Annotated in this window: 15 protein-coding genes; 6 read left to right on the forward strand and 9 right to left on the reverse strand. The window is 36.0% G+C overall.

What is annotated here, in order from left to right; all coding sequences use genetic code 11:
* Nucleotides 1–5 precede the first annotated feature (5 nt).
* The 3 genes from rimI to pbp4 all read right to left on the reverse strand — a co-directional run bounded on the left by rimI (nucleotide 6) and on the right by pbp4 (nucleotide 3,409).
* Nucleotides 6–560 (reverse strand): ribosomal protein S18-alanine N-acetyltransferase, encoded by a 555-nt coding sequence (gene rimI / locus IGL07_RS09970; protein ID WP_002384199.1) that lies wholly within the window; start codon nucleotides 558–560, stop codon nucleotides 6–8.
* Complete coding sequence (gene tsaB, locus IGL07_RS09975) at nucleotides 532–1,251, reverse strand: tRNA (adenosine(37)-N6)-threonylcarbamoyltransferase complex dimerization subunit type 1 TsaB (RefSeq protein WP_002356660.1); 720 nt, start codon at nucleotides 1,249–1,251, stop codon at nucleotides 532–534. Before tsaB ends, rimI begins: the two co-directional genes overlap by 29 nt.
* Before the next feature lie 115 nt (nucleotides 1,252–1,366).
* A complete protein-coding gene (gene pbp4 / locus IGL07_RS09980; RefSeq protein ID WP_002356658.1) occupies nucleotides 1,367–3,409 on the reverse strand; it encodes a penicillin-binding protein PBP4(5) in 2,043 nt (680 codons plus the stop codon).
* A gap of 207 nt (nucleotides 3,410–3,616) precedes the next feature.
* On the opposite strand from pbp4, the gene IGL07_RS09985 reads away from it, so the two are divergent.
* The 6 genes from IGL07_RS09985 to IGL07_RS10010 all read left to right on the forward strand — a co-directional run bounded on the left by IGL07_RS09985 (nucleotide 3,617) and on the right by IGL07_RS10010 (nucleotide 8,996).
* The gene (locus IGL07_RS09985; protein ID WP_002356656.1) at nucleotides 3,617–4,849 is read left to right on the forward strand and encodes an SPFH domain-containing protein; all 1,233 of its coding nucleotides are present in this window, start codon (nucleotides 3,617–3,619) and stop codon (nucleotides 4,847–4,849) included.
* Between the two features lie 103 nt (nucleotides 4,850–4,952).
* On the forward strand, nucleotides 4,953–6,098 hold the full coding sequence (locus IGL07_RS09990; RefSeq protein ID WP_010817522.1) for a hypothetical protein: 1,146 nt from the start codon (nucleotides 4,953–4,955) through the stop codon (nucleotides 6,096–6,098).
* A complete protein-coding gene (locus tag IGL07_RS09995) occupies nucleotides 6,095–6,904 on the forward strand; it encodes a TPM domain-containing protein (RefSeq protein WP_010817523.1) in 810 nt (269 codons plus the stop codon). Before IGL07_RS09990 ends, IGL07_RS09995 begins: the two co-directional genes overlap by 4 nt.
* 195 nt (nucleotides 6,905–7,099) lie before the next feature.
* Nucleotides 7,100–7,762 (forward strand): Ltp family lipoprotein, encoded by a 663-nt coding sequence (locus IGL07_RS10000; protein WP_010817524.1) that lies wholly within the window; start codon nucleotides 7,100–7,102, stop codon nucleotides 7,760–7,762.
* Between the two features lie 120 nt (nucleotides 7,763–7,882).
* Nucleotides 7,883–8,827, forward strand: coding sequence for an SHOCT domain-containing protein (locus IGL07_RS10005; RefSeq protein ID WP_438747357.1), 945 nt, complete (start codon nucleotides 7,883–7,885; stop codon nucleotides 8,825–8,827).
* Nucleotides 8,778–8,996: an SHOCT domain-containing protein gene (locus IGL07_RS10010; RefSeq protein WP_438747459.1), complete on the forward strand. Its 219-nt coding sequence runs from the start codon at nucleotides 8,778–8,780 to the stop codon at nucleotides 8,994–8,996. Before IGL07_RS10005 ends, IGL07_RS10010 begins: the two co-directional genes overlap by 50 nt.
* A 23-nt stretch (nucleotides 8,997–9,019) precedes the next feature.
* On the opposite strand, the gene IGL07_RS10015 is transcribed toward IGL07_RS10010, so the two are convergent.
* From IGL07_RS10015 to glf, 6 genes are all read right to left on the reverse strand, one after another.
* Nucleotides 9,020–9,751, reverse strand: coding sequence for an HAD family hydrolase (locus IGL07_RS10015; RefSeq protein ID WP_010817526.1), 732 nt, complete (start codon nucleotides 9,749–9,751; stop codon nucleotides 9,020–9,022).
* 142 nt (nucleotides 9,752–9,893) lie between these two features.
* The gene (locus tag IGL07_RS10020; protein ID WP_002362220.1) at nucleotides 9,894–10,121 is read right to left on the reverse strand and encodes a hypothetical protein; all 228 of its coding nucleotides are present in this window, start codon (nucleotides 10,119–10,121) and stop codon (nucleotides 9,894–9,896) included.
* Nucleotides 10,122–10,208: 87 nt separating this feature from the next.
* The gene (locus IGL07_RS10025; RefSeq protein ID WP_010817527.1) at nucleotides 10,209–10,859 is read right to left on the reverse strand and encodes a diphthine--ammonia ligase; all 651 of its coding nucleotides are present in this window, start codon (nucleotides 10,857–10,859) and stop codon (nucleotides 10,209–10,211) included.
* A 663-nt stretch (nucleotides 10,860–11,522) separates the two neighbouring features.
* On the reverse strand, nucleotides 11,523–12,335 hold the full coding sequence (locus IGL07_RS10030) for an ABC transporter permease (protein ID WP_002362627.1): 813 nt from the start codon (nucleotides 12,333–12,335) through the stop codon (nucleotides 11,523–11,525).
* A complete protein-coding gene (locus IGL07_RS10035; protein WP_025189573.1) occupies nucleotides 12,335–13,720 on the reverse strand; it encodes an ATP-binding cassette domain-containing protein in 1,386 nt (461 codons plus the stop codon). The genes IGL07_RS10030 and IGL07_RS10035 overlap by 1 nt, the downstream gene beginning before the upstream one ends.
* Nucleotides 13,704–14,843 carry a UDP-galactopyranose mutase gene (gene glf / locus IGL07_RS10040; protein ID WP_002376666.1) on the reverse strand — a complete coding sequence of 380 codons (1,140 nt, stop codon included), beginning with the start codon at nucleotides 14,841–14,843 and terminating at the stop codon, nucleotides 13,704–13,706. Before glf ends, IGL07_RS10035 begins: the two co-directional genes overlap by 17 nt.
* Between the last annotated feature and the right edge of the window lie 45 nt (nucleotides 14,844–14,888).

Below are 14,888 nucleotides of genomic sequence, written 5' to 3' on the forward strand. Positions count from 1 at the left end.
TTTCTTCACTCTTCTTTTAAATCAATTATCATTTCTAGTGCGTCTTCATTATTTTCGTCATAATAGCCTTTTTTCACTGTTTGTGAGGCAAAGCCAATTTTCCGATACAAACGTTGGGCTTTAACATTACTCATTCGTACTTCTAGCGATAAGGTTTCACAACGATTTTTCTTGGCAAAAATTCGCGTTTCTTCTATTAAAGAACGACCTAAACCTAAGCCTTGGTATGCTGTATGGACAGCGACATTCGTAATGTGTGCATCCGTTCCTTGAATCCGACAACCAATAAAGCCAACTGTTTTTCCGTTAATTGCCGCTAACAAATAGAGATGCGGCGCTTTTGAGCCAAGTTCTGCCATGAAAGCAGACATCGTCCAAGGAAGTTCCCCAGCATAAACTTCACGTTCAATTGCTAGTAAATCCTTAATATCTTGGTAGGTGATTTCACGCAATTGAAATTCTTGCTGGTTCATTGCAATGGTTTTAGTTATATACCGTTGCCGTCTTTTTGTAAAGTATTTTGTCACAAAATTAAAGTTTTTCCACATAGCTTTCTCCATTAGGCGTGTGTGTCTTCAACCAATTTTCTTCCGCTTCTACTTTTTTCAAATACGCAGGTAAGAACCCATGAACATTTTCAACAGGTTCAGCCACACTACCTAACGCAGCCAAAACTGCGGCATTAGGAATTTGCCATTGCGGGACATCACAAATTTCCCCATGAGGAATGATTTGAGCTATTTCTTCAGTGAATTTTTCAACATCTTCACCAACAAAAAAAAGATTTGGTTCATTTTTTAGTTGTTCTAATAACTCCCGCAGGGAAATATGTTGGTCCGGTAACTCATTTTGCCACACGCCATTGACAAACCGATAAGCACCAGCATAGACGTTTTTACGACGCGCATCAAAAAGAGGCACAATTAAACCAGTTTGTCCAACACAATTGGCAGCTAACGTTTGTAGACTGGAAATGCCTACTAGCTCTTTCTTTAAAGTATAGGCCAATGTTTTGGCAGTCGTCACGCCTAAACGTAAGCCAGTGTATGATCCAGGTCCTTCTGCTACGACAAAACGATCAATTGCCGTTGGCGCCAAGTTCAATTGACTCATCAAATAGTCAATTGCCGGCATTAATGTTAAGCTATGATTTCTTTTAACCGTTGCTGTATAACTTCCCAGAATTTTTTGATTTTCACACACAGCAATACTCAATGTTTGGTTAGATGTATCTATTGCTAAAATTCGCACACGAATCCCTTTCCTTCTACAATTTAGTCGCTTCATTGTAGCACACTTTCCTTTTTCTAAAAAGGGAAAACGAGGTTTCTTTTTACAGAAACCTCGTTTCGTTCATTTTCTCTTTTTATTTAATGGTTGCTTCTAAGTAATCAATTAATGGTTTACTGATATCTGTTGCAGAACCATTTTCTCCTGAATTTTCAACCATAATCATTGTTAAGAATTTATTGTTACTACGATCTAACGTTAGAAGGAAACTGTTTTCTTTGCCATCTGTATCTTGTTTATCTTTTATTTCAGCTGTTCCTGTTTTAGCAGCCAATGAGAAGTTCGGATTGTACATATTATAAACATAACCTGAAGGATCTTCCACACTACCTAAAAGATCTGTGGCAATTGTATTCGCTGCGTTGGCGCTGATTACATTGTCTTTTTTCTTTGTTTCTTTGTCTAAAACTAATTTTGGATAGACTAATGTTCCATTATTTTGGAAAACACTATACATGGTAGCTTGCTGGATTGGCGAAATTAACAATTGGCCTTGACCGTAGCCCGTATCTGCTAAAAGAATTTCAGAATTAAATTTATCTTCATTTGAAATTTGAGCAGGCGTCATGGCAATTGGTAAATCTAGTTCCTCACCGAAAATGAATTTATTAAGACCCGCTCTAAATTTGTCTTCCCCCATACGTAATGTTTGTTGGGCAAAATAAATATTATCTGAATTAACTAAAGCGGTACGCAGATTGACTGGACTTGCTTCTTTTACACGTGTCGCAAAATAGCCGCCCCAAGATTTATCTTTTTGCCATTTCAAGCCATTAATTTCTAGCTCTTCATCTGGCTTCAATGTCCCTGCATCTAAACCAATGGCACCGGTAATTGTTTTAAAGGTAGAGCCTGGTGCATAGCCTGTCGCAAAACGTGCTGTGAATGGTAAATCTTTGTTGTTATTGTAAGCATCATATTCTTTTTGAGAAATGCCATTGGCCATTTTATTAGGATCATACGAAGGTGAACTAACCGTTGCTAATAAATCGCCTTTTTGAGGATCGGTAATGACCGCACTACCAGGGCGTTTGTCAAATATAGCGAAGGCTTGTTGTTGTACGCCACTGTCAATCGTTAATTTAATCGTTTGACCATCTTTTTTCTCTTTGGTTTGTAAAGCTTTTTTGACATTCTCTTTGTCATCTAAAATAACTAGTGAGCCACCATCTTGCCCTCTTAATTCTTTATCAAACGCTCGTTCTAAGCCAGTTTTACCAATTACGCCCGTACTACTTAACTCTGGATTTTTTTCAATATCTTCTGCAGTAATGGTGCCCGTATACCCGATTAATTGCGCAGCTGCTTCCCCCAGCGGATAATAACGTGACTCTGTGTCTTTTGTCGCAGCCCCTGTTGGTAATTCTGTCACTGGTTCAGAAGCAACTGTGATTGGTACAAAGGAGTCTGCTTGGACCCATCCTTGGCTTAACTTTTGATTGATTTCATCAACAGAAACGCCGAACTTATCACTAAAAGCTTTGATATTGGCTGTTTTTTCTGCGCCAGAACCGAGTTTGCCAGGCACTACGCCCACTTCGTCAAACACTTTGTTAATTGCTAGCCCACTACCATTACGATCGACAATTTCTCCACGTTTGGCATTATCTACTTGAATCGAAATTTTATCATTTCCTGACATATCTGGAAAAATTAAAGACGGCTTCCAAGCGATTTGGTAGGTATCACCTTTCTTGGCGATACTTGATTGATAAGACAAATCTTTCATTTCGCCTAAAGGAGTGCTCATCGATAATTTATAGGTAAATGTGTATTGATTGTCTTTCGCCTTTTTGACTTGAACATCACTAGCTTTGACTCCTTCTGCTTGAATCCCTGAATAAATTGCTTGGTATTTTTCAACAACAGATTTAGTATCATAGCCATTTTTCTTTAAGCTAGCTTCTTGAACAACGGACGGTAACTTATCAAATTCCTGTTTTGACAATACGTTTAAAAATGTAGTAGCTGTTTTCTTCGCTTCGGCTAATTCTTGTTTGGCTTGCCATTGACTATAAGCATAATACCCGCCACCGGCAGCAGCGATTAGAACCAAGGCAGAAACACCAAGAATAAGTGGTTTTTTTGAAGATTTTTTATTACGATTGCTTCGTTCCATTCAATAATCCCCTAACTATATAATATGTCTTTTCTTCTATTATACGTAACTTTTTTTAAAATGCTTGTGTTTCACCTATACTTTTTTTAATTTCTTAATAAAGTTTGATCAAATTTTTCCATTTCATCAGGCTTTCGTTGGATTTCTCTGCATTCATTGTATGGTATACTAGCTGTAACAATTAGTTTTTTATTAGGAGGAATGAACATGGGACTTATTAAAGCAGCAACAAGTTCAGTTGGCGGTGGCTTGGCCGATCAATGGCTAGAGGTTATTGAACCTGATAATATGGGGGACACAACCGTCATGACAAAAGGTGTTTTTGTACGTAAAGATGATAAACGTGGTTCTAATCGTAAAGGAACGGACGATGTTTTAACAGATGGATCTGTTGTACATGTCTATCCCAACATGATGATGCTTCTTGTCGATGGTGGCAAAATCATCGATTACACTGCTGAAGAAGGCTATTATACAGTCAAAAATGATTCTGCGCCTTCAATGTTTAACGGTTCTTTAAAAGATGCGATTGCAGAGACCTTCAGTCGTTTCAAATTTGGTGGCGTAACTCCACAAAAACAACAAGTTTTTTATATTAATTTGCAAGAAATTAAGGGCATTAAATTTGGAACACCTGCGCCATTAAACTATTTTGATAATTTTTATAATGCCGAACTTTTCTTACGTGCACACGGAAATTACTCAATTAAAATTACAGATCCTTTGCTATTTTATACTAATGCGATTCCTAAAAACCAAACGCAAGTAGATATTAATGATATTAATGAACAATATTTGGCAGAGTTCATTACAGCATTGCAAGCAGCAATCAATCAAATGTCTGCTGATGGGCAACGTATTTCTTACGTTCCCTCAAAAAGTGTTGAATTAAGCAAATATATGCAAACTGCGCTTGACGAGGATTGGCGCACCAATCGCGGCATGGAAATTGTTTCTGTAGCAGTTGCAAGCATTTCTTATACAGATGATTCAACTAAATTAATCAACATGCGAAATGAAGGTGCTATGCTCAGCGATCCAGGTGTTCGCGAAGGCTATGTTCAAGGTTCCTTGGCTCGTGGTATGGAGGCTGCTGGTAAAAATGAAGGTGGCGCTATGAGCGGCTTTATGGGCGTTGGTATGGGCATGAATGCGAATGGCAACTACTTTGCGCAAGCGTCTCAAACAAACCAACAACAAATGCAAGAAAAACAAAACCAGCAAAACGCACAAGGGGCTACAGACACTTGGACTTGCCCACAATGTGGGACTGAAAACACTGGGAAGTTTTGTTCAAACTGTGGTACACCAAAACCAACAAACGAAAAACCAAAATTAGAAATGAAATGTAGTGAATGTAGCGAAATTGTTGACTTAAGTAATGGTATTCCTAAGTTCTGTCCACATTGTGGTAAACCATTCCAAGGGGTTCCTTTATAAGCAAGTAGTGAACAATTAAAGAAAAGGGTCAGGCACAAGTCTACCCTTTTTCTTTGAATCAGATTCCTGTTATTTACTCACTCTATTAGAAAGGACGGTTGCAATGGAAACAACATTTACCCATAAATGCCCCAACTGTGGCGGCCCGCTCTTATTTAATCCCAAAGATCAAAAATTTCATTGTGAATATTGTTTAAATATTTACACGGAAGAAGAAGTGACTCGTTATGAGCAACAGCAACATGAGGCGCATTTAGAGAATCCCTCAACAACGACTGCCGAGGAAAATTTGACTTTCACGGCGGAAGAAGAATCCTCCGCTACGCAACAAACAGAGACCACTGAGAATGAGACAACTGCAAATGCAGGTACAATGGAAATTTTTAATTGTCCAAGCTGTGGCGCTCAAATTGTCACCGATGCAACAACGGCAGCCACATACTGTTATTATTGCCATAATCCAGTTGTCTTGGCTGGTCGATTAAGTGGCGAATTTTTACCAGAAAACGTCTTACCCTTTACAATTGAAAAAGACGAAGCGATTGAAAAATTTCTCGCTTGGACCAAGAAAAAATGGTTCATTCCTCGAGATTTTTTCAGCAAAAATCAAATCGATAAATTAACTGGGGTTTACTTCCCCTATTGGGTCGTTGATGCAGAAGTCGACGGACAACTCCAAGCTACTGGCACAAGTATTCGCATTTGGCGCGTAGGTGATATTGAATACACCGAAACAAAACGTTTCAATGTGGGACGTTCAGGAAAATTATCGTTTAAAGAATTAGTTAAAAATGCCTTGTCAAAAAACGTCCAACAAAAAATGGTGGAAGGCGTTCAACCATTTTTAATTGATCAAGCAGTGCCTTTCAAAAGCCAATACCTAGCAGGTTTTCAAGCAGAAAAACGCGATATTGAATATGAATCAATCAAAAAACACGTCCAACAAGAATTACAAGATTATTCGGAATCATTGTTACGGGACTCTGCTTCTGGTTATACTACGTTGACAAATGTTCGCACGGATATTTCTCTAAACCAAGAAAATAATCACTATATGCTTTTGCCAATTTGGTTAGTCACCTATCGCAGTCAGGAACAATCAAAAAAAGTTTATTATTACGCCATGAATGGACAAACAGGTAAAGTAAGCGGTGTGCTTCCAATTAGTTACACTCGTTTAGGACTAGCAACGTTAGGCATTTTCGCTGGACTCTTAGCACTCTTTTTATTAGGAGGTTATTTCCTATGAAAAAACGACTTTTACCTATTTTTTTCCTAATACTTCTTGCCTTTGGCCTTGCCCTACCCGTTTCGGCGGCTGAAAATTCAATTGATGATGGTGCACAATTACTGACACCTGATCAAATCAACCAACTAAAGCAAGAGATACAACCTTTAGAAGAAAAAACAAAAGCCTCTGTCTTTATTGTGACCACAAATAATAATACCTATGGCGATGAACAAGAATATGCAGACCATTATCTTTTAAATAAAGTTGGCAAGGACCAAAATGCGATTCTTTTTCTCATTGATATGGACTTACGGAAAATCTACATCTCTACTTCTGGAAACATGATTGATTATATGACAGATGCGCGAATTGATGATACCTTAGATAAAATATGGGATAGTATGAGTCAAGGAAATTATTTCGCGGCTGCTCAAACCTTTGTTCAGGAAACTCAAGCATTTGTTGATAAAGGGGTTCCTGGGGGGCACTATCGTGTGGATAGCGAAACAGGTAAAATTACCCGTTATAAAGTCATTACCCCGCTGGAAATGGTAATTGCTTTTGCTGCTGCGCTGATACTCAGTTTGGTCTTCTTAGGCATCAATATTTCTAAATACCAATTAAAATTTTCAAGTTATCAATATCCTTTTAGGGAAAAAACAACTTTAAACTTAACCTCCCGCACAGATCAGTTAACCAATTCTTTTATCACTACGCGTCGTATTCCTAAAAACAATGGCGGCAGTGGCGGAATGGGCGGTGGTGGTAGCACCACCCACTCAACTGGCGGCGGCACATTCGGTGGCGGCGGTCGAAGTTTTTAGATTTTTTATCTTTTTTAATTATTTCATAAAAATAATGGTGTTATTTTTATGGAATAATGATAAAATAAGTATACTGTGGTGTGTTATTTTTACACATGGCGGTATACTTATTTTCATGAATAGACTTACTATCATTTTGGGGATTGTCTTTTTAGTAAGCGCTACAAAAAATAACAAGAAAGAGAGAGTTAGTGAATGAAAAAAAACATATCTGGTAATTCATCTATAAAAAAACCGTTTTATAAAAAAGTTTGGTTCTGGGTTGTTGTAGTTGTAGTTTTAGCCATTGGGGGCAGTGGCATGGGAAAAGAAGAGAAAAAAGCTACTTCTTTGCCTACAAAAGAAACGAGTCAATCTACTAAAAATAGCTCCTCTTCAAGTAGTAAAGAAGTGAAAACTTCAACCTCTACGAAAGAAATCAAAACATCACAAAGTAAAGAAAATTCTTTCGTCTCTAAAGTAAAAGAAAAAATGTCTGAAGCAGCATCCGAAGCAGATAAAAAGAAAGCAGAAACACCAGAAACAAAACCTTCTGAAGAAGCGGCTCCTGATGTACCAAGAGAATACAAATCAGCATTAAAAAAAGCGCAATCATATGCAAAAATTATGTCTATGTCAAAAGCAGGTATTTATGATCAGCTGACATCTGAATATGGTGAGAAATTCACTCCTGAAGCTGGACAATACGCAATCGATCATTTAGAAGCCGATTGGAATGCCAATGCTTTGAAAAAAGCGAAAGATTATCAAGAAAATATGGATATGTCACCAGATGCAATTCGTGATCAATTAACATCTGAATATGGTGAAAAATTTACTCCTGAAGAAGCAGAATACGCTATTCAAAATTTAAACTAAATTTTGAAGGACATCCCCTTCCATTAAAGCCCAATTTGGGCTTTTTATTTACCGTGGATTCTTGTTACTATGTTTTCTGAATGGTAAAATTAATTTATCTTAACAAAAAGGAGTCATCCCATGAAAAGTATGTGCGAATTGTGTGATCTTAATCCTGGTAAAATCATCACCTTTGATAATCACAGTATCTGTAAACATTGTGCAGAACATTTAGAATTAAAACCGAAAGAAATTAAAGATCGAACAATGGAAAGTATTATAAAACGTCAAGAAGAGATTATAAAAAAAGATCAAGCAATGCAAGCAAAGGGTAATTTATGTTATCTTTGCGAAGAGGAAACTGGTAAGTACTTTACGAGTGATTTTTATCGCGTAGGAAAAAGCTGTTTAAAAAAACTTAAAGTATCCACTTGGTCCGTTGATAAAAAAAGTTTAGCTGATTTACAACAAATACAAGAGTTAATAAACAAGCAGTCTGAAATCGCAAAAGCAAATGAAAAAAATGCTGAAGTTTATGGAAATCTATGTGCTCTTTGTCAGGATAATAAAGGAAAATATTTAACTTCAGATAATTACCAAATCTGTAAGAAATGTGCAGGTCAACTCGGTGTCCAGGGACAAGGATATACCCAAACTTGGACATTGACGGATTTAAGAAATGTCCAAGAAGACAACCGGCTGTTCAACCCTACAACAACTATTGCTGGCTCGATTGAATTCGATGAACCTGAAAAAAAATTCCGACTGGTTGGTTCATCAAAAATTTTGCCCGTAAGCATTATCGCTGATTACAAAATTTTAGAGAAAAAAAATACCCATTTTACAGAAGAAAACGTACCTTATGATCGCGTTAGTAGTGTCTATATTTTGATTAATCTAGATGATTTGCAACGTCCAACCATCACTATTTCCTTTTTAAAGACACTTAGTGAGCAAACTACTGAATTTGATCGTCAATTAGCGATCGATAGAGCCCGTTTCAACGCCGAACGAGCCCTTTCCATCATTAGACACTATTGTTCGTCGAATAAAAGAAAAAGAAATACCAACTCCTATAAAGAATGATGAAAACCAACCGATTGAACCAAAGCTATCTGATTCACAAAAAAACATATCTAGCGCTATTGAAGACGTAATGGCTGAGTTAAGAAATTTAAAACTGTTAGTAGATGAAGGAATTCTAACAGAAGAAGAATTTCAACAAAAGAAACGGCAATTGCTTCAATTGGATTAATAAAAAAATCCTGAAAAGACTCGTCACCTTTTCAGGATTTTTTTCTTCTTGGTATTTTCCCATAATTCTTGATAAGGTATTTCATGAATATCACGGAAATAGGCTACTTCAAACTTTTCAAAATCAGTTGACTGGCAGTTGCCGGTTAAAACACCAATTCCTGCTTTACCATGACAAGTTCCCATGAAAACATCCACGAGCGAATCCCCCACCATAATTACTTCTGTCGCCTTCAATTGACATGACTGACAAAAGGCTTGGAGCATGTCCGCATCTGGTTTCGGTAAGTAACGATCTCCTGTCGCAATAAAATCAAACATTTCTGTTAAACCAAGATATTCCATAATCAACATAGTTGCTGGCAAAGTATCTGAAGTTGCTAATCCAATTTTATAGTTCTCCCGTTTCAGCTCAAGGAATAACTGTTTTAAATCACCAATTGGTTCAATCTTTTTCAGATTTTTTCGTAAATAATCATAAAAAAATTGCTCCAGCCATCGACTGCTGATTCCCTGTTCGACTAATTCCTCAAATTGCGCCAATTCCTGATACAGTTCCTGATAAAGGACTTCATCAAGTAAATGTTTTTGCAAAAAACGTTGCTCCTGAATAGCTAATATCTTTTTTATTTCTGCTGAATGATGAGGGGCTAACATACTTAGTGTTTCAAAACAAGCTTTCAAACCTGCTTGCCAAAGAGTGTCAAAACGAATACACGTACCATCTTTATCAAATAAAATTCCTCGATTTCCCATGAAAGAACACCTCAAAACGTTTGATTCCTATTTGTTGCTTCAAGTATACTAATCATTTATTTGATTTTGATATGCTTTTTGTATCATTTGTGTAAAAAAATATATAAAAGCAACGAATTTAGAAAAATTCGTTGCTTTTATATTAATCGATTACTTTTTTCACTTTGAATTCTTTTGTTTCAGCAGACGGTTCTGTTTGATCAGCTAATTCAAATAAAATATGGGTACCATTTTCTTCATCTTCAACGATAATCAGTTTTCCTGGAATCTTTCGAGTATCTTTCGCAATTTGGGCTTCTTTAATTAATTCTTTTTGATCTCTTTTTGAAGCAAGGGCATTTCCTAAATTAAAAAAGACAGTTTCTTCCATAATTAACCACTCACTTTCTCTACTTTTCTTAAGTTAATTATAGCATATCCCTAGAAAAAGTGGCAGCTTGTGTCCTTTTACTTTCATTTAAGCATCAATAATCAAGGAATAAGCATAAGGACTTTCATAAATTCCTGAAGTATAATAATTGAGCCTCTTTTTAAATAGCGGGCCGTCAATTACCAATGTATGGTACTCCCCGTTTTCTCCGCAAATATCTAATTGATGCTCTTTAAGGTACGTGATAAATGTTTCATCTAACGGTTCTCCTAAAAATTTTATTGGAATACCTGCCTCTTTGCTGACCGTTTTGATAATTGCTGTGTACCCTTTTGCCAAGAATTCTTTCACAAGTGCTTCGCGATTTTCCTGCCAAAGAGGTAATTGTGGCTCAAGCCCAGCACTTAATGCAACTTGGCGATCCCAAGCACCATTTTGTTCAATATCTATATCACCAAAACAAACCGTTTCTGCACCTAATTTTTTGGTTTCCTGCAGTGCCTCAACCACTTTTTCTGTGTAATTTGTTTCATTGTTATGTGATATAACAAGTGGTAAATCTAACGCTTCGGCTGCTGCTTCTAAGACGGAGATTGGTATCCCGTGAAACCAAGAACGATTAATTTCTTCACTTAGTGTTGTCACTAACGCTACTGGCTGATTTCCTGCTTGTATCAATCGATCCATCGCCAATAAACAATCTTTACCAGAGCTATAACTTAAACAAAATTTTTTCATAAACGTTCCCTCTTTTCTCTATGACTATACCCCAAAACAATACATCCGTATACATATTTATTATTTAAGTATAACTAATACTGAATAGTTATTTGAATCAAAACATGGTATAAAATAGAGGTAAAGCAAGCTTTATTCACTTCTTTATATCTCTTTTCAACGGATGATCAGCTGGCGGAAACCAGCTGATCTTTTTTTTCAAAAAACACAGCTATCTTTTGCAGTTTTCTTTTCCTCATGTTATAAAGAGATAGTAGGAAGCATTTATTCACTTCTTTACAAATCTATCTTAATCTTAGACAGTCGGCGGAAAACGGCTGTCTATTTATCTGGAAAAATTATGAACTCGTCAGCTAGTGGTCAGTTGACGAGTTTTATGTTATAATAATTAGAACACGAAAAATATTTTTAAACGAACCATTCAATTGTTTTGATGATTTTATTCAAAACTGGCGTGTCTAGAGAGATACAAGGATGTATTAGAGGTAGGGAATACATCGCTTAAATGAAAAATACTTGAATACTAGAAATAGTCTGATCCAACTTTAAAATAATAATATTGATTCGTTAGATAGCCTTCTCTTTAAAGAGAAGGCTATTGTCAATTAAAGAGTAAAACCACCGTATTCTTGTCAGTATACGGTGGTTTTACTTCTTCACATGTTACATATAATCAACAAATTTACTTCTGAACTTGACATGTAAATGAGCCCCTACGATAAATATTACTAATGTTGTTAGCCAAAAAACAACAAGTTGGGGCTTATCTTCAAAAAACCATCTTTTATAGAAAAATGTATCTCGAAATCCATTAATAATATATGCGTAAGGATTCAACATAAGAATTTTTGATAACCAAGACGGTAAATTCTTTGTACTTAAATCCCAAAAGACCCCTGACATATACATTAATACTTGGATAATAGAATTCAAGAAAATTTGATAATCCCTAATTAATGCAGCAATCGTTGAATTAATCAGACTAAAACTATATAAAAAGATAATCATCGCTACAATATAGTAAGGTAGCTGAATCCAATAAATAGAAATCTTTTCGCCTGTCGAGATTGACACAATTGCTGCTAACGTAGTGAACGCAAAATAACTTGGTAACTCAGAAAATATTTTAACCATTGGCAAAATACTTATTGGAAACTTCATTCTAGAAACCATGCCAACTTGCATATAAACAGAACTAGAAGCTTGTTTCGTTACTGTACTTAAAAAAATCCATGTACTTAATCCTACCATCAACCAAGCGATATAGGATACTCCTCCTTTTACGGTTCGAGCACCACCAAGGGCAATACCAAAAGCAAAATAATAGACACCTAACTGAATTAAAGGACTTAAAATTTGCCATAAATTTCCTAAGATGTGGCTTTGATATAATGCTTTATTACTGTATTTAGCAATTCGTTGTGCAACGCCTAAATATGAAAACTGTTCAGCTAAAATTAATTTTACCTCGCGCATTATTCAGTCACCTCTTTCAATTTCAACACTTGTCCAGGATAAATAGGTACCTCAATGATTTCTGGATTCAAAGTTTGAAGTTGTTCTATAGTGAGTCCGTGATTTTCAGCAATCAAACTGACTGAATCTCCAACTTCCACTGTATATGTCGACACAGCTTGTTCACTATTATTATTTTCTGGTACGTTCGTTGAACTAGACTGTACTTCCTCCTGCTGGATAGATTCTTTTGTTGAAGTTGGTTTAGTTTTAGACGTTTTCACAGCGCTTGAATCCTTACCTGCTACTTTCTCAGGAACAAATATACGTTGAATTGTTTCTGCTGGATGAATAAAAGCTGTTGTTAATGAAATACCTTTTACAAAGGTAAGACTTACATAAAAAATCATACAAAGTAGCAAAATTAACAAGCTCTTCGTACCAAGAGTCATTTTATCTCCAATTTTATTTTTAGTAGTAAATTTTATGACTTCTTTAGTCGTCCGGCGACTGCCTACTTGTTGATTGGCTTTTTCAAGAATTGTTTCTTGAAGTTGTTCCAAAGAAAAATTTCTCTGTTTGGCCTTGCCATCTCTCTGATACGATTCTTTTTGCGGTTCAGTGAAATGATTATAACGGTGCAAGAAAGCACGATATTCCTTTAAAATATGCTTAGTTTCACCAAATGCACGTAGGTCACCATAATGCATCCAAGCTACACGATCACAAATTTGCTCTACTTGTTGAATAGAATGAGAGACAAAAAAGATAGTTTTGCCTTGCTCTTTAAATGCAAGCATTTTTTTTAAGCCTTTATTATAGAAGGTTTGATCTCCTACAGATAACGCTTCATCGATTACTAAAATATCTGGATTTTGATGAACCGCAATTGAAAAACCAAGCTTAGCACGCATACCGCTAGAATAAGTTTTAACAGGCTGGTCGATAAAAACGCCTAATTCTGAGAATTCAATAATATCATCGATTTTGGCATCAATTTCTTTATTCTTTTCCCCCAACATTAAACATTTCATTCGAATGTTTTCTCGTCCTGTTAAATTATTATTTAGTCCTGCACCAATCGAAATAATTGAAACTTCACCATTTATTTCAAGTTCTCCTGACGTTTGAGGGGTGATGCCTGAAATAATATTTGATAAAGTGGATTTGCCTGAACCATTTAAACCAATAATACCAATTGTTTCTCCAGAATATACGTCGAGGCTAACACCTTTTAACGCCCAAAATGTGGGAACTTTGTTTTGAAAAATACTAAAAAGTGTCTTCAATTTGTCAATACGTGTTTGCGCTAAACTGTATTCTTTGGTAAGTAATTTTGTTCTAACTTTCAGTTCTTTTTCCATTTGTTCCTCCGAGTCTAACCCTTCACTAGTTGGCCATTTCACCAAATTCTTTAGCGACTGCTTTCAAAGCTGCTCCGAAAACTTGGTCCATATCATAGTATTGATAATTGGCTAAACGTCCACCAAAAATAACTTTTTCTTGAGCGTTTGCTTTTTCTTTGTATTTTCTAAACAAAAGTGAATTTTTCTCATCATTAACAGGATAATAGGCTTCTTTTGAACGATCCCAATCTTGTGGGTATTCTTTCGTCAAAATCGTTTTGTTTTCATCGGCCTTTTGATCAAAATGTCGCCATTCCATTATCCGTGTATAAGGGGTTTCTGCATCTGTATAATTAATTACGGCATTGCCTTGTGCATTGTTTGAATCTACTGTTTCATTTTCAAAACGTACTGAACGATATTCTAATTCACCATAAGAATAATCAAAGAATGCATCAATCATCCCTGTATAAACAATTTTTGGAAACTCTGATAAGTAAGTTTCTTTCTCTGCTAAAAAGTCTTTATTCAATTGAATATCAATTAATTCACTCTCTAACAATTTATCAAACATAGCTGTGTAACCGTCGACAGGTACGCCTTGATAGCGATGGTTAAAGTAATTATTATCAAAAGTAAAACGAGTTGGCAAACGGCGAATAATAAAACTTGGTAATTCCGTAGCCTTACGTCCCCACTGTTTTTCTGTATAGCCTTTAATTAATTTTTCATAGATGTCTGTTCCTATCAAACGAATTGCTTGTTCTTCTAAATTTTTTGGAGCTCCTTTAATTCCAGCTGCCTCCCGCTGCTCTGAAATTTTTGCTTGTGCTTCAGCTGGCGTTTTTACCCCCCACATTTGGTAGAACGTATTCATATTGAATGGTAGGTTGTAGAGCTCTCCTTTGTAATTAGCAACTACTTGATTGATGTAGCCATTGAATTCCGTCAATTGGTTGACATAAGACCATACTTCTTTATTGTCAGTATGAAAAATATGGGCACCATAGTCATGGACATTAATCCCATTTTCTTTATGTGTATACATATTGCCACCAATATGAGCACGTTTCTCAATCACTAATACTTTTTTTCCTCGTTTAGCTGCTTCACAAGCAAACGTTGCCCCAAAAGGTCCCGAACCAACAATTAAATAGTCATAATTTTTCGTATTGTATTTCATTTACTAACTTCTCCTAACAAAGTTACTTTCAATTTATTTCAAACA

This window comes from Enterococcus sp. DIV1368f (assembly GCF_051712245.1).
Taxonomy (GTDB): Bacteria; Bacillota; Bacilli; order Lactobacillales; family Enterococcaceae; genus Enterococcus; species Enterococcus faecalis.

Excerpts from the sequence above, each read along its gene's own strand:
- IGL07_RS10005 (WP_438747357.1), top strand. The coding sequence starts at position 7,883 with ATGAAAAGTATGTGCGAATTGTGTGATCTTAATCCTGGTAAAATCATC.
- IGL07_RS09995 (WP_010817523.1), top strand. The coding sequence starts at position 6,095 with ATGAAAAAACGACTTTTACCTATTTTTTTCCTAATACTTCTTGCCTTT.
- IGL07_RS10025 (WP_010817527.1), bottom strand. The coding sequence starts at position 10,859 with ATGAAAAAATTTTGTTTAAGTTATAGCTCTGGTAAAGATTGTTTATTG.
- glf (WP_002376666.1), bottom strand. The coding sequence starts at position 14,843 with ATGAAATACAATACGAAAAATTATGACTATTTAATTGTTGGTTCGGGA.
- rimI (WP_002384199.1), bottom strand. The coding sequence starts at position 560 with ATGGAGAAAGCTATGTGGAAAAACTTTAATTTTGTGACAAAATACTTT.
- IGL07_RS10000 (WP_010817524.1), top strand. The coding sequence starts at position 7,100 with ATGAAAAAAAACATATCTGGTAATTCATCTATAAAAAAACCGTTTTAT.
- IGL07_RS09990 (WP_010817522.1), top strand. The coding sequence starts at position 4,953 with ATGGAAACAACATTTACCCATAAATGCCCCAACTGTGGCGGCCCGCTC.
- IGL07_RS10020 (WP_002362220.1), bottom strand. The coding sequence starts at position 10,121 with ATGGAAGAAACTGTCTTTTTTAATTTAGGAAATGCCCTTGCTTCAAAA.
- IGL07_RS09985 (WP_002356656.1), top strand. The coding sequence starts at position 3,617 with ATGGGACTTATTAAAGCAGCAACAAGTTCAGTTGGCGGTGGCTTGGCC.
- pbp4 (WP_002356658.1), bottom strand. The coding sequence starts at position 3,409 with ATGGAACGAAGCAATCGTAATAAAAAATCTTCAAAAAAACCACTTATT.
- IGL07_RS10015 (WP_010817526.1), bottom strand. The coding sequence starts at position 9,751 with ATGGGAAATCGAGGAATTTTATTTGATAAAGATGGTACGTGTATTCGT.
- IGL07_RS10030 (WP_002362627.1), bottom strand. The coding sequence starts at position 12,335 with ATGCGCGAGGTAAAATTAATTTTAGCTGAACAGTTTTCATATTTAGGC.